The 14,720-nt window shown below is 39.6% G+C and carries 14 protein-coding genes and 2 other annotated features; of the genes, 12 read left to right on the forward strand and 2 right to left on the reverse strand.

Translation table 11 applies throughout. The annotated features are described in order from the left end of the window. Positions 1-27: 27 nt before the first annotated feature. From H0185_RS07995 to H0185_RS08015, 5 genes are all read left to right on the forward strand, one after another. The gene (locus H0185_RS07995) at positions 28-867 is read left to right on the forward strand and encodes an aldo/keto reductase (RefSeq protein ID WP_221872848.1); all 840 of its coding nucleotides are present in this window, start codon (positions 28-30) and stop codon (positions 865-867) included. A 189-nt stretch (positions 868-1,056) separates the two neighbouring features. Next, on the forward strand, positions 1,057-1,809 hold the full coding sequence (locus H0185_RS08000; protein ID WP_221872851.1) for a DeoR/GlpR family DNA-binding transcription regulator: 753 nt from the start codon (positions 1,057-1,059) through the stop codon (positions 1,807-1,809). Beyond that, positions 1,806-2,720 carry a 1-phosphofructokinase gene (gene pfkB / locus H0185_RS08005; protein ID WP_221872853.1) on the forward strand — a complete coding sequence of 305 codons (915 nt, stop codon included), beginning with the start codon at positions 1,806-1,808 and terminating at the stop codon, positions 2,718-2,720. The genes H0185_RS08000 and pfkB overlap by 4 nt, the downstream gene beginning before the upstream one ends. A gap of 12 nt (positions 2,721-2,732) precedes the next feature. Continuing rightward, complete coding sequence (locus H0185_RS08010) at positions 2,733-4,610, forward strand: PTS fructose transporter subunit IIABC (protein WP_221872855.1); 1,878 nt, start codon at positions 2,733-2,735, stop codon at positions 4,608-4,610. A 169-nt stretch (positions 4,611-4,779) separates the two neighbouring features. Continuing rightward, the gene (locus H0185_RS08015) at positions 4,780-5,580 is read left to right on the forward strand and encodes a DUF2935 domain-containing protein (protein ID WP_221872857.1); all 801 of its coding nucleotides are present in this window, start codon (positions 4,780-4,782) and stop codon (positions 5,578-5,580) included. A gap of 73 nt (positions 5,581-5,653) precedes the next feature. Here H0185_RS08015 and H0185_RS08020 read toward each other — a convergent pair whose 3' ends face one another. Beyond that, positions 5,654-6,550 carry a putative RNA methyltransferase gene (locus H0185_RS08020; protein ID WP_343223101.1) on the reverse strand — a complete coding sequence of 299 codons (897 nt, stop codon included), beginning with the start codon at positions 6,548-6,550 and terminating at the stop codon, positions 5,654-5,656. 213 nt (positions 6,551-6,763) lie between these two features. On the opposite strand from H0185_RS08020, the gene H0185_RS08025 reads away from it, so the two are divergent. Further along, a complete protein-coding gene (locus H0185_RS08025; RefSeq protein WP_221872859.1) occupies positions 6,764-7,546 on the forward strand; it encodes an alpha/beta fold hydrolase in 783 nt (260 codons plus the stop codon). Between the two features lie 56 nt (positions 7,547-7,602). Here H0185_RS08025 and H0185_RS08030 read toward each other — a convergent pair whose 3' ends face one another. After that, positions 7,603-8,862: an MFS transporter gene (locus tag H0185_RS08030; RefSeq protein ID WP_221872860.1), complete on the reverse strand. Its 1,260-nt coding sequence runs from the start codon at positions 8,860-8,862 to the stop codon at positions 7,603-7,605. Between the two features lie 166 nt (positions 8,863-9,028). On the opposite strand from H0185_RS08030, the gene H0185_RS08035 reads away from it, so the two are divergent. The 6 genes from H0185_RS08035 (at position 9,029) to H0185_RS08060 (ending at position 14,720) form a co-directional block, all read left to right on the forward strand. Next, positions 9,029-9,637: an MOSC domain-containing protein gene (locus H0185_RS08035; RefSeq protein WP_221872862.1), complete on the forward strand. Its 609-nt coding sequence runs from the start codon at positions 9,029-9,031 to the stop codon at positions 9,635-9,637. An 80-nt stretch (positions 9,638-9,717) separates the two neighbouring features. Continuing rightward, positions 9,718-9,962: a binding site (T-box leader), on the forward strand. A gap of 37 nt (positions 9,963-9,999) precedes the next feature. After that, positions 10,000-10,259 (forward strand) — a binding site (T-box leader). Between the two features lie 116 nt (positions 10,260-10,375). Then, a complete protein-coding gene (gene trpE / locus H0185_RS08040) occupies positions 10,376-11,725 on the forward strand; it encodes an anthranilate synthase component I (RefSeq protein WP_221873087.1) in 1,350 nt (449 codons plus the stop codon). Next, positions 11,709-12,311, forward strand: a complete 603-nt coding sequence (locus H0185_RS08045; RefSeq protein ID WP_221872864.1) for an anthranilate synthase component II — start codon at positions 11,709-11,711, stop codon at positions 12,309-12,311. The genes trpE and H0185_RS08045 overlap by 17 nt, the downstream gene beginning before the upstream one ends. Beyond that, a complete protein-coding gene (trpD, locus tag H0185_RS08050) occupies positions 12,295-13,320 on the forward strand; it encodes an anthranilate phosphoribosyltransferase (protein WP_221872865.1) in 1,026 nt (341 codons plus the stop codon). The genes H0185_RS08045 and trpD overlap by 17 nt, the downstream gene beginning before the upstream one ends. Next, the gene (gene trpC, locus H0185_RS08055; protein WP_221872867.1) at positions 13,321-14,109 is read left to right on the forward strand and encodes an indole-3-glycerol phosphate synthase TrpC; all 789 of its coding nucleotides are present in this window, start codon (positions 13,321-13,323) and stop codon (positions 14,107-14,109) included. Further along, positions 14,106-14,720, forward strand: coding sequence for a phosphoribosylanthranilate isomerase (locus tag H0185_RS08060; RefSeq protein ID WP_246629067.1), 615 nt, complete (start codon positions 14,106-14,108; stop codon positions 14,718-14,720). The genes trpC and H0185_RS08060 overlap by 4 nt, the downstream gene beginning before the upstream one ends.

Consider the following 14,720-nt stretch of genomic DNA (forward strand, 5'->3'; position numbering starts at 1 on the left):
ATTGAATTATGAGGAGGAGAGAGATAAATGTTGAATAATCTAAAAAGTACGACTACCTTACATAATGGGGTTGAAATGCCATGGCTAGGATTAGGAGTTTTCAAAGTAGAAGATGGCGATGAAGTAGTCTCTTCGGTTAAGGCCGCACTAGAAGCAGGCTACAAAAGCATTGATACGGCAGCCATTTACGGAAATGAAGTTGGCGTGGGAAAAGCAATTGCAGAATCCAACGTTCCTCGTGAAGAGCTATTTATTACAACGAAACTATGGAATTCAAATCAAGGTTACGAAGCGACATTGGCTGCATTTGATGAAAGTATGGAGAAGTTAGGATTAGACTATTTAGACCTTTACCTTATTCACTGGCCACTTCCTTCTCATGGAAAATATGTTGAAACATGGAAAGCTTTAGAGAAGCTCTATAAAGATGGGCGTGTTCGTGCGATAGGCGTAAGTAACTTTAAGATTCACCATCTTGAAGATGTATTAGAGAATTGTGAAATTAAACCGATGGTCAATCAAGTAGAATACCATCCACGTTTCAATCAAAGCGAACTCCATGAATTTTGTAAAAAGCACGAAATCCAGCTTGAAGCATGGTCCCCACTAATGCAAGGTGGACTTCTAGATGAACCAACTCTCGTTGAGATCGCTAACAAATATAAGAAATCAACAGCCCAAGTCATTATTCGTTGGGATTTACAAACTGGTGTGGTAACGATTCCAAAGTCAACAAAACCTCATCGTATAGCGGAAAATGCAGATGTTTTTGATTTTGAATTAACTTCAGAGGACATGGATAAAATCAATGCATTGAACCAAAATCAGCGTATGTTTGCTGATCCAGATGAATTTAATAAAGCGTAAGAATGACTTCTACCTCATGTTTATGAGGTAGATTTTTTTGTTTTGTGGAAAAATAATCTAAGTAATCAAAAGCGGTCGCAAATTGATTATATTTTGATTGAAATTGAAAGTTTTTGGAGTATAATGATTGAAAAATGAATCCGTTATCAATATAATAGACCTATAAATGTAAGAAAGGGTGTTGTTTGTATGCTAACACCTGAACGCCAACGGATAATACTTCAAAGGGTGAAGGAGAAATCCGTGGTGAAAATACAGGAATTAGTCGAACTTACAGGAACTTCGGAATCAACTATACGTCGTGATTTAACGCAGCTCGAGCAGGGAAAATTCCTTAAACGTGTTCATGGCGGTGCGGCGAAACTGCAAGGGAAGCTACAAGAACCGAGTATGATAGAAAAATCGAGCAAAAACCTCCAACAAAAACAGCGCATTGCTAAATTTGCTTCAAGTTTAATAGAGGAGGGGGACTCGATTTATCTTGATGCCGGGTCGACGACCTTTGAGATGATTCCTTTTTTACCGAATAAAGATATTGTGGTTGTAACGAATGGAATCATGCATGTGAATTCACTGTTAGAAAAGGGGATCCTCACATACATGATTGGTGGCTATGCGAAACCCAAAACAAAGGCGCTCATAGGTAGAGGTGCATTAGAAAGCCTAGAACAATATTATTTTGATAAATGCTTCTTAGGTGTAAATGGGATTCATCCTGAATTTGGCTATACGACACCAGATCAGGAGGAAGCATTAATAAAACAAAAGGCAATGAAAATGGCGAGAGAGTCTTTTGTCCTAGCTGATCGTTCCAAGTTTTCGGAGGTGTCGTTTGCAAAGATTGGAAATATCAATGAGTCGATGATTATTACTGACGACATCGAGGATGAAACTCTGAATAATTTCGAGAGTAAAACTAGCATAAAGGTTGTGACATCATGATTTATACACTTACGCTTAACCCTTCCGTTGATTATATTGTCAATGTTGAGGATGTGATCTTAGGGAAACTAAACAGAACCAAGTCAGAAGCAAAATTTCCAGGTGGTAAGGGGATTAATGTTTCTCGATTACTATCTTCCATGGGAGTTAACAGTATTGCGACAGGGTTTCTTGGAGGATTTACTGGGACCTATGTGAAGGATTATTTAAATAAAGAAGGAATTGAAACGGCATTTGTGGAGGTAGAGGAAGACACAAGAATTAATATAAAGTTAAAGTCCACCGATGAAACAGAAATTAATGGACAAGGGCCAACAATAACAGAGGAAAATCTGAACCGATTAAAACATCAAATCAGACAATTAACCAGTGAGGATGTTTTAGTGTTGGCAGGGAGTATTCCTTCAAAGTTACCTGGTACTATTTATGAAGAGTTGGTACAGGTTTGTCATGAAACCGGAACTGCTTTTGTCGTTGATGCGGAGGGAAGTATTTTGAAGAGGGTCCTTCACTTCCGACCATTTTTAATTAAACCAAATCACCATGAACTGGGACAGTTCTTCGGCAAAGAAATAGCATCTTGTGAAGAAGCATTGCATTATGGAAAGAAACTTGTGGAACTTGGAGCGAAAAATGTCATTGTTTCACTTGCTGATAAAGGTGCAGTCTTCGTGAACGAGAAGGTAGCTTTAACGGCAACTGTTCCAAAAGGAGAGTTGAAAAGCTCTGTTGGTGCTGGAGATTCGATGGTTGCAGCGTTTTTGGCGAAAAGTATTAATAGTGGAGATTTAAAGGAAGCGTTTCGTTATAGTGTTGCCTCTGGCAGTGCAACAGCCTTTTCAATTGGTCTAGGTACACCAGAAAAAATCGATGAATTGTTGCCACAAGTTCAACTTACTGAGGCTCTATAGGAGGAAAAGAAGATGAGAATTACACAATTATTAACAAAAGACACGATTCTTCTTTCAATGAACGGGAAAGACAAAGAAGAAGCAATTGATAATCTAGTGGATGTCTTGGTAAAGGCAAAGAAGATTGATAGCCGTGAGGATTTTAAGGCAGCAATTTTGAAAAGAGAAGATCAAAGTACAACAGGTGTTGGCGATGGTATTGCGATTCCACACGCTAAAACCAAATCCGTGAAGGAAGCAGCTATTGTCTTCGGCAAATCAAAAGACGGGGTAGACTATCAGTCTCTTGATGGTCAACCAGCGCACTTATTCTTTATGATTGCAGCACCAGAAGGAGCCAATAATACGCATCTTGAAGCCTTATCACGTTTGTCAGGGATATTGATGAGAGAAGAAGTTCGTGGGAAATTAATGGCAGCGGCATCCGAGAATGAAGTGATTGATGTTATTAATAGCTATGATGAAGAAGACGAGGAAGAAACAGATGTTTCTGCTAGTAAGAACTATGTGGTTGCGGTAACAGCTTGTCCTACGGGAATTGCCCATACGTATATGGCGGCAGATGCCTTGAAGGCGAAGGCTGCAGAACTTGGAGTTGATATTAAAGTAGAAACTAGAGGTTCGAGCGGAGCAAAGAATGTATTGACGGAAGAAGACATAAAAAATGCTGTCGGCGTCATTGTTGCTGCTGATACAAAAGTAGATATGGCCCGATTCGCAGGGAAACCGGTCATTGAAACAGCGGTTGCGAATGGAATCCGCAAACCTCAGGAATTGATTGAACGAGCTTTAAAACAAGATGCTCCGATTTATAAAGCAGATGCTTCTGGCTCAGTAGAACCCGATAAGAAGGAAGAGAAGAAGTCTATTGGTTCAACCATCTATAAACACTTGATGAATGGTGTTTCCAACATGCTGCCATTTGTCGTTGGTGGTGGAATCTTAATTGCGATGTCTTTCTTATTTGGCTATAATGCTGCAGACCCTAATGATCCAAGCTACCATCCAATTGCAAAGGCATTGATGGATATTGGTGGCGGTGCAGGTGCATTTGGTTTACTAGTACCCGTACTTGCCGGCTTTATTGCAATGAGTATTGCAGACCGACCTGGATTTGCTCCTGGTATGGTCGGCGGGTTACTCGCAGCAACAGGAGGAGCAGGCTTCTTAGGCGGTTTAGTAGCTGGTTTCCTTGCTGGTTATCTTGTAATTGGATTGAAGAAGGTATTATCTGTTCTTCCAACGTCATTAGAAGGAATTAAAACCATCCTTCTTTACCCACTCTTTGGGATTGCGTTAACGGGATTTTTAATGATTTTCTTAGTGAATGAGCCTGTGGGCGCTTTAAATCAAGGAATTTCAAATTGGTTATCTGGCCTTGGTACCGGAAATGCTGTTTTACTTGGAGCAGTTTTAGGGTTAATGATGGCAGTAGACATGGGTGGTCCTGTAAATAAAGCTGCGTATGTGTTTGGAACAGGTTTATTAGCAAATGGTGTATACGAACCAATGGCAGCAATTATGGCAGGAGGAATGGTTCCGCCACTTGGAATTGCAATTGCGACTACGATATTCAAAAATAAATTTAACAAACAAGAACTAGATGCAGGGAAAGCGAACTATATTATGGGTTTATCCTTTATTACTGAAGGGGCGATTCCATATGCAGCAGCAGACCCACTTCGTGTTATTCCTTCTTCTGTGGCTGGTGCAGCTGTAGCAGGCGGGTTAACCATGATGTTTGATATCAGTTTGAGAGCTCCACATGGCGGATTGTTTGTTGTCCCATTAGTCGAAGGGAATTGGTTAATGTATCTCCTTGCGATTGTGGCAGGAGCAATTGTTACAGCCATCATGCTTGGAATCTTAAAGAAACCAGTAGAAAAATAGAATAAGATCTGCTAGATAAATGGGTTCCAATGCAAATTGGGACCTATTTTGTAGTGAGGGGACTTTGTTAGTTTATCCAATTATCTCCAATGCGTTTTCTCGTTAGGGACAGACATAATTCATGTCGCACTCCATATTCTTTTATGAGGATAAAAGGAGGAGACGTGAAATGTCAAAGGATTTTCAAAGTGCCGCTAAATTTGAACACCGTTTTTGGCTTCAGGTATTAGGTGATCATGGCCGATTCATCCGTGATGCGCTTGCTCCTAGTGAAAAGAAAGAAATTGACACTGCAACATACTTCATCTATACGTTTGACCGGTTACTTCAGAGTGTAGAGGCAGCGGATCTAGTTCAATTGAGCAAAAAAGCAGATGAAGAAGCTAAAAAGATTCGTGCCTTTAAATTGGACTTGATTGAAAAAATGTTACTCGGAAAAGTAACAATTCAATTTACACCTAGTTTCATTAACCATATGGTGAATGAGGTGGAGGAATATCTTCAGGTATTGGAGTATTTAAAGCAATCCCAAACGCCACCAATTTTTCATGAACTGCATCATCATCTAGTTTGGTTACTGGATGCAGCGGGTCATGCGGGGACTATCTCAGACAATCTTGACCGGACAGAGAAACAATTAAAAGAAAAAAGTGATACGTATACGAAGCATTTTGAGGACTTTTACCTAAAGGCGGTTGAAATGGCAGGGTATTTACGAACCAACCTTTCCTCTTTTCCTGCTTTAGAGAGGATGAATAGTGAGGTTTCACTTGAGATGCAGCTTTTTATGGGATTTCTCGAGGAGTTGGAAGAAATGGAATTGAGTGAAAAGGTCTTAGGAGCAATTGCCCCATTAATGGCCGACCATATGTACAGAGAAGAATGTTATTATCTTACGAAAGTGGCAGAAGCAACTGGAAAACAGGGACCGAATTGTGACCCTGGTAAACCCCGAATTGAAACCAACTAAAAACAGAGCTTGGGGAATTCCCAAGCTCACATCTTTTATGTACAAGCGTTTTCCTCCATTATAGGAATTCACCTTAAATCGTTGTTTTTCTCCCAATTAAGATATCTAAATCAACAGTAATTTCTAGCGAATCTTTCTCCAAAAATGCTATAGCCTTTTCTTCAGAAATGCCCCAGGTTAAAGGAGTCATCTGTATCAACGCATCAATAAAAGGGTGGCTGAGGTTCATCGTATACTGAATTCTAGTTTGATTCATTAAGGTAAAATGCTTGTTAAAATGTTCTACTGTGTCAACATTTGAGTAGGACTGTTTATCAGGGGCATCATAGAAGGCCTCTCTTAATTGAATTAAGTACCCACTTTGCGGCACGACTTTCAAAACGAACCCATCATCTTTCAATAATCGGTTAAATTCAGAATAGTTGGATGGAGATAAGATATTTAAAATTACGTCAAACTGCTGATTTTCAAAAGGGGCGTTGGCTAGGTCTGCAACACACCAAATATTATTTTTATAATTTTTGCTAGCAACTAAAACGCCTTCCTTTGCAAGGTCAACTCCTACACCCATAACGGCTGTTTCATTATTGGAACGAACGAGATCACATATTGCTGCTAGATGTGAGCCTTCCCCACATCCTGTATCAAGGATGGAAAGTGTTCCTTGGTGTGTTCCTTTGTTTTCTTTAATCATGTTTGCCAAGGCTTCACATAAAGGTTCAAAAAATCCACCTTCTGCAATCAATGTTCTCCTCGCTTCAAAAAGTTCTTTTCCGTATTTGGTTTTGATAGGGTGAGTAAGTAAGTTTAGATACCCTTGTTTTGTAAAATCATATGTATGGCGGTTGGTACACATCAAACTTTCAAATTGAACAACCTGCATGGAAGATTGGCATATTGGACATTTAAAAATCGATTCAAACTCACTTACATACTTCGCGCTCAATTTTCTTTGGGACAATTTAGACAATGAACGTACCTCACTTATTATTAATGGTAAAAGGATGAACAGACTTCCAAGAATAGATGCGAACCTAACTTAGGAAGTGTTAGTATCATTATAAACTTTTTTCACCTGTATGTATTCGTATAGCTTTATCCCAGTCTGGCTTTTAGCATGGATTTAATCCAATGTGGCATGATAATTCTATGTATAGGAAATTCTTCAAAAGGAGTGCCGAAGATGCCTTTTTGCCAGTTAGAATATGGGAAAATCTATTACGATGAATATGGTATGGGGACACCCGTGATAATGATCCATCCGCCTGCAATGGGGAGAAAAGTGTTCCATTATCAACAGCCGTTAGGGGAGAAATTTCACCTAATCTTACCAGATTTGGGCGGACACGGAGACTCCAAGACAGATAAGGGTGTTTTCTCAATAACCGATTATGTTCAAGAAGTTCATGCGCTTCTCGAACATCTAAACATTCAAAAAGTCGTCCTTTTTGGCTATTCATCAGGAGGCAATATCGTTCAAGAATTCGCCCTAACATATCCAGATAGAACCTTAGCGATTATTTTATGCGGTGGGTTTCCACAGGTAGATTCTTATATTTTGAAATATGAGCATATTGTTGGAATGTATATGGCAAAAGAGCACCCTCATCTATTGGCAAAAGGAATTGCTACTGCTCATACCCATGACAAACCCATTCGAAAAATGATTTACGACCATATGATTAAGACGAACAGAACCACTTGGTTTCATTTTTATCGAGATTCCTTAAAATTTTCATGTGTAAGAAGGCTTCATCAACTGAAGGTACCACTCTATTTATTTTATGGATCACGTGATTTTACAAATAAGCATATCCGCTTATATAAGAAATATGTCCCAAATGTAAAAACCATTGTCATAAAAAAAGTTTCCCATCAATTAATTACAAAGAAACCGAATGAGTTTAACACTGCATTTGAAAAAATTGTCACGAGTTTGGAACAGAAGGAAAGTCCCACTCTATGAGAAGAGAGGGACTTTCCTTTTTTAATGTTTTGTTTTTTCCTTGTTAGGGAGAGTTTTTAAGCACCTTTTTTTGTTGGCTTAATCGCCATCAAAATAACCAATGCAGCAGCAAAGCTTAGGCCTGTTAACATATAAAACACAATTTTTTCGGAGTTTTTCATCATGACGGCAATGATGGGAGGTCCAGCTGCAACTCCAATAAATCGCATGGAACTATATATGGACGTGATGGTCCCGCGTTGCTTTTTATCAATATTTGCAGTGATAAGGGTATCGAGTGGAGGCAAAGAGGCTCCAATCCCGATAGCGCCAATCAAGAAAACAGTAATGAGATACCAAAGGTCTTTTGATAATCCGAGGGCCGCAATGGATGCTCCCAGTAAAGCAAGACCTCCAAATGAGATCCATTTCATAAAGACCTGATTTTCTTTAATCAACTTTCCGGTGATATAAGATGCCAAACAAAGAGCTCCAAGTGGCAATGCGAGAAATAACCCTTTTTTCAAATTCTTTATATCGTATTGGGATTCAAGTATTTCCGATAAATAAAATAACACCCCAAATAAAACGAACATGACAATAATTCCAATGAAAAAAATGGCATATAGCCAACGACCATTTTTGGCGAATATTTCTTTTACCTTTTTAACAAAGTCTCGAAATGGAATAGCTTCAGCTTTTTTTGGACTCTTAACCAGGAAGATCATTAACAAAATTGAAATCAGGGATAAAACAGGAATTGAGAGAAATGGTAAAAACCAAATGATCCCTGCTAAAAAAGAGCCCAATATTGGGCTTAACACCTTTCCTAATGTATTAGAGGTTTCAATCATCCCTAAGGCGCTACTTACGTCGTCTTCATTCTTGAACATGTCTCCAACGAGAGGTAGAACAATTGGAAACGCACCAGCGGCTCCTGCTCCTTGTAACGCCCGTCCGACTAAAAGTAGCCAATAACCACTATCCATTTGCCATGAAGCCCAACCAGCAATGAACCCGCCGATTCCTGTCAACACTAAACTAGGGATGATTACCTTCTTTCTACCAAGGCGGTCTGATAAGTACCCCGCTATTGGGATAAGAAAAATGGCGACAATGGAGTAAACTGTAATGACCAAGCTTGACTGAAAAGAAGAAATGTCCATTTCTGTCTCTAAAACTGGAAGGACAGGTATCAACATAGAGTTGCCTAAAGTCATCACCAAAGGAATTGAAGAAATAGATAATATGGCCCATTTCTGTTTGCTGATGCCTGACTTTTTCTTTTCAGTGGCCTTTCCTTCTGAACTGGAGAACAATTTTTCCACGTAATTCATCGCTTACCCGCCTTTTATGTGATTGTTTATATCATTGACAAAAAGAGTGAATATAAGCTTTCTTTTTTATGGAAAAAGCTTTGAAAAGTTTCAAGTTCGTCATAAAATAATATAAGAGTTAGGGGGGAGTCCGATCGAATTAAATCTTATTCAATTAAACGTAGGAATGCCTAGAGAATACTACTGGAAAGACCAACAAGAATCATCTGCAATTGGGAAAAACAAAGTTTCTGAAGTGTACCTATCAAAAGCAGGCTTCGAACATGATGGTGTTGCAAACACCAAATTCCATGGGGGTCCAGATCGAGCAGTATGTTTATATCCCTTTGAACATTATTCTCTTTGGGAAAAAGAATTCATGCAAAGATTAGAATACCCTGGTTTTGGTGAAAATATCACAACAACAGGGATGAAGGAGGATAAAGTTTTTATTGGGGATGTGTTTGCCCTTGGCGAGGCCGTTATTGAAGTCACGCAGGGGAGAGTTCCTTGCTCCACAATCTCAAAACATAATGGAATTGATCGCTTATTGAAAAGAATAGTCGAAACAGGCTATACAGGGTACTTTTTTCGTGTGCTTGAAGAAGGACGAATTACTTCTGATGCAGAGATAAAATTTCTTCATCGTGTACAGAACAAGTACTCTGTTCTTAAAGGGAATCAGCTGCTGTTTCATGATAAAGGGAATAAAGTAGAAATCGAAGAAATGCTTCAACTAGAAGCGTTATCTACCGAATGGAAAGACCGATTCAAGAAGCTTCTTTGTACAGTTTGAAATCAGTTTATTCAAAAAAGTAAATAAAGGGTATTGACTTTATTATAAATTGTTTTTATTATTAATACCAACAATACAGTAGTTAAGCGTTGAAGAAGAAGAGTAGCAATAACAAACATTTTAGAGAGCTGGTGGTCGGTGCAAACCAGTATGGGTGTTACTGTGAATGGCCTTCTGAGCTCCAGACCGAACCCTTTATGGCAGTAGGCTCTGGCGAACAGCCTCATCGTTACAAGAGGCAGGTATTCAAGCAGACGCTTCGATACCGTTAAGTGAGTCGTTTTTCGGCTAAACAAGGTGGCACCACGGGTTTCTCGTCCTTATTCATAGGAGAGAGACCCGTTTTTTATTTTAAAAAAATAGTTAAATCGTTGCGCAAGAAGAGTACATTGGTCATTTTCGTTACAGAGAGCCGGAGGAGCTGTGAACCGGTACGAACGGACTTTTGGAATGGGCTTGCAAGAGGCTTTCTGAACATTGTAGTAGGAAAGCACGGAATTCCACCGTTAAACGGATAGGGTATAAATGCAAATCTTTAAAGGCGCATTTTGTATCTGAAAAGAGGAAACCCATGTGGTTTCAATTTGAGGTGGCACCGCGGTCAAACGTAATCGTCCTCTATATGCACTTTACGTGCGTATAGGGGACTTTTTTATTTTCATTAAGAAAAGGGGTTGGGTTTACGTGGTTTTGAATAAACAGGTAGCTCATACAATTATTGAAGAAATTGAAGGAGATATGCTCACGCCTATCGCCATTTATCAAAAGATTTCCGGGAAGAAGAAGTTTTTGCTTGAGAGCTCACTGAAGCATGAAAATACAGGGCGTTTTTCCTTTATTGGAGCAGATCCAGTCTATGAGATAAGAGGGCTCCGGGGAAGCGTAACGATTCATGGTCCAACAGGAGAACAAACAATAAAACGAAAAAAAATAATCGATGTTGTAAATGAATATCTTCCAGAGGTTGAGGCTGTACCTGGGATACCATTTATCGGCGGGGCGGTAGGGTATATCGGCTATGATATCATTCGGGATTATGAGGAGATTGGAAGTGAAAATGAGGATCCCTTGCAAATGCCTGAGGCACACCTCTTGATTTTTAATGAAGTGATGGTATATGACCATTTAAAAGAAAGGGTATTTATTGTTGGTATCCCGTTGCCGGGAATACAGGAAGATGAATTAAAACAAAGAATCGAGCAACGAAAATTAGAATTACGAAAAGAGATGAAACACCGTCATGATGACACTTTCGAGTTATCTGAATTTAAATCCAACCTCTCAAAACAAGAATTTGAACAGATGGTGCTAACGGCTAAGGAATATATCGAGGCTGGTGATATCTTTCAGGTGGTACTATCAAGGCGGCTAGAAGCTACTATGACAGGGAATCCTTTCGCTTTTTATCGAAAATTGAGAGTCAATAATCCATCTCCTTATATGTATTATTTGGATTATGGCGACTATTCAATTGCAGGTGCATCACCAGAAAGCCTAGTAAAAGCAAGAGGTAGAGAAATTATGACCAATCCGATTGCTGGAACTAGACCGCGAGGGAAAAGTGAAGCGGAGGATCTACAGCTTGAACAAGAATTATTAAATGACGAAAAGGAGTTAGCGGAACACCGAATGCTTGTGGACCTAGGGCGAAATGATCTCGGTAGAATTTGTAGGATTGGGACAATTAAACTAGATAAATACATGAATGTTGAACGCTACCAACATGTGATGCACATTGTATCTGAAGTTAGTGGAGAATTAGAGGAAGGGTACAACGCGCTGGAAGGTTTGGCATCCTGTTTGCCTGCAGGAACGGTGTCGGGAGCTCCTAAAATTCGTGCCATGCAAATTATAAATGAACTTGAAAACGTAAAAAGGGGAGTCTACTCAGGGGCAATTGGTTATTTTTCGGCTTGTGGCAATATGGACTTTGCCTTAGCCATCCGCACAATGGTGATTAAGGATCAAAAAGCTTATATTCAAGCGGGTGCTGGCATTGTTTATGACTCGGATCCAACAAAGGAATTTGAGGAAACCACTCATAAACTTAGGGCATTAAGGGAGGCTGCTAATGATTCTATTAATTGATAATTACGACTCTTTCACTTATAACCTTTATCAATATCTAGGTGAACTCGGCGTGAAGTTGAAAGTTGTGAGAAATGACAAGGTGACAATAAGCGAGATTGAGACAATGAAACCTACGGCGATTATTATCTCCCCTGGTCCAGGGAGACCAGAAAATGCTGGGATTTGCGTTGAGTTAATTAGAACCCTTGCTCATAAGGTTCCAATCCTTGGAATCTGCCTTGGTCATCAAGCGATTGGGTACGCCTTTAATGGAACCATCATGAAGGCTGGGGAGATTATGCATGGTAAGGTGTCGGAAATTTCGCATAATGGGTCATCGCTATTCAGTACATTACCTGGAAGGTTGTCGGTTATGCGTTATCATTCGCTGGTCATTGAGAAAGATTCTGTCCCTAGTGAATTAGAAATATTGGCATCCTCTACAGATGACAATGAAATTATGGCTGTTAAACATAAAGAGTATCCAGTGTATGGGCTACAGTTCCATCCTGAATCAATTGGAACGAAGCAAGGAAAACAGCTATTAGAAAATTTTATAGCGGAAACAAGAAAGGAGAAGGGAATTTATGAAACGTTATCTTGAAAAATTAGCGGCGAATGAAGCTTTAACACAGGAAGAAACGGAAAACGCTGTAGGGAAAATTTTTAATGAAGAAATATCTGATAGTGAAATCGCTGCCTTCATGATTGGATTAAAAACAAAGGGTGAGACCGTCGAGGAGATTGCCGGGATTGTGCAAGCAATGCGAAAGAATTCTCGTTCTTTCTCCAAAAAAATACCAAACATGATTGACAATTGTGGAACTGGTGGAGACGGTTCGAAAAGCTTTAATATCAGTACGACCTCGGCTTTCGTTATGGCTGGGGCAGGGATAACCGTAGCCAAACATGGAAACAGAAGTATTTCAAGTAAAACAGGAAGTGCTGATGTTCTAGAGGAGCTGGGTGTATCCTTGGACCTACCAACGGAGCTAACAGAAGAAATTCTTGAAGAAAATGGAATTGCCTTCTTGTTTGCCCCATATGTTCATCCTAAAATAAAAGCCATTATGAAGGTCAGAAAAGACTTAAAAATACCAACTGTCTTCAATTATATAGGCCCATTAACCAATCCAATGGATCTTGATTATCAACTTCTTGGCATTAACCGGGGGGATATGCTTGATGTGTTTGCAGATGTATTAAATACATTAGGAAGAAAACGAGCTGTCGTACTAAATGGGGCTGGTTCAATGGATGAAGCTTCACTTGCAGGTGATAATCAGTTAGTGATTTTAAATGAAGGAGTACGTACAAAAGAAATCCTCCACCCCGAACATGTAGGTCTTTCTGTGTATGATAATACCCATATTGTTGGGGGAGACGCAAAGGAAAATGCAGCGATTTTACTGGACGTATTAAAGGGGAAAAAAGGTGCTTGCCGAGATACCGTGTTATTGAATGCAGGGATTGGTATATTTACTGCAGGTCGTGCTGAAACGGTTCAACAGGGTATTTTCCGAGCAATTGAAAGTATAGAATCAGGTGCGGCCTTAGAAAAACTGAATTTTTTGATTAGTAAGAGCTCACAGTATCGGAAAGCGGTGATATAAATGGAAACAATCTTAGATAAAATTGTCGCTCAAAAACGAGAGGATATTCAACGGTTACCTGATTTGAATGGGGAGGTTATTCGGTCATTAAAAAAAGAGCGTTCCTTTATAGAAGAATTAAAAAATGCGAAAGAAATGGCGGTTATTTCTGAATTTAAACGAGCTTCACCGTCAAAGGGAATCATCAATGCGAACTTAGACCCAGCAAAGCAAGCTAGATATTATGCAGACTACGGGGCATCGGCTATTTCTGTGTTATGTGATCGCCACTTTCAAGGTAGCTTGGCTGATCTTACAAGAGTAAGGGAAGCAGTTAGTCTACCGATCCTATGCAAGGATTTTATCGTGGAACAAAAACAAATTAGTCATGCAAAAGTAGCAGGTGCCGATTTGATCCTTATGATTGCTTCGGTATTAAGTGATTCAGAATTACAGGAACTATATTTATACGCAAATGAAATTGGCCTAGAAGTGCTGGTTGAAATACATGATGAAGCTGACCTCGGTAAAGCACTGGCTATTAAAGCAGACTTAATTGGCATTAATAACCGTGATTTAAAATCGTTCCATGTAAATCTTGAAACAACTGAAAAACTTGGACCGCTGGTGCGACAGTCTGGGGCGTTCCTAATTAGCGAGAGTGGAATGAAGACGCAAGATGACGTAAAAAGAGCGGCGAATGCGGGAGCCAATGGGATTTTAGTGGGAGAAACGTTCATGGCATCTGCAAACCTACAACAAACTTTTAAAGAGTTTAAAGTTCCACTGTTAACGGTGAGTGATCGATGAAAGTGAAAATTTGTGGGATTAAGTCTGTTGAAATGGCTCTCCATGCCGTCCATGCAGGAGCAGATGCAATAGGGTTTGTATTTGCACCTAGTAAACGGGAAATTACACCTGCCAAAGCAAAGGAAATCATTTTGGAACTTCCTGAGGAAACTTGGAAAGTAGGAGTTTTTGTAGATGAAAGCCCAGAGAAAATTGCCAAAATTGCTGATGCAGTGGGTTTGACGCACATTCAGCTCCATGGGGAGGAACATGTTAGTCTCTATTTGGAACACGGTAAGCCCGTGATTAAATCTGTAAGTGTGAGAAGTGAAGCAGATATTGAAAAGGTACGAGATGTAAAAGCTGACTATATCTTGCTTGATAGCCCGCCTAGTTTATATAAAGGCGGGAATGGAACAAGTTTTAATTGGTCTCTTGCCACAAAACTTGAAGGGACCAAGAATGTCCTGCTTGCAGGTGGGTTGAATGTAGAAAATATTAAACAAGCGATACAAACAGTTCAACCGTATATGGTGGATGTAAGCAGTGGCGTCGAAACCGATGGAGAAAAGGACCCTAAAAAAATCAGTGCTTTTATTAATAAGGCAAAAAGGATAAGAGAGGATGTATAA

The sequence above is a fragment of the Mesobacillus maritimus genome (assembly GCF_019749255.1).
Classification (GTDB): domain Bacteria; phylum Bacillota; class Bacilli; order Bacillales; family Cytobacillaceae; genus Mesobacillus_B; species Mesobacillus_B maritimus_A.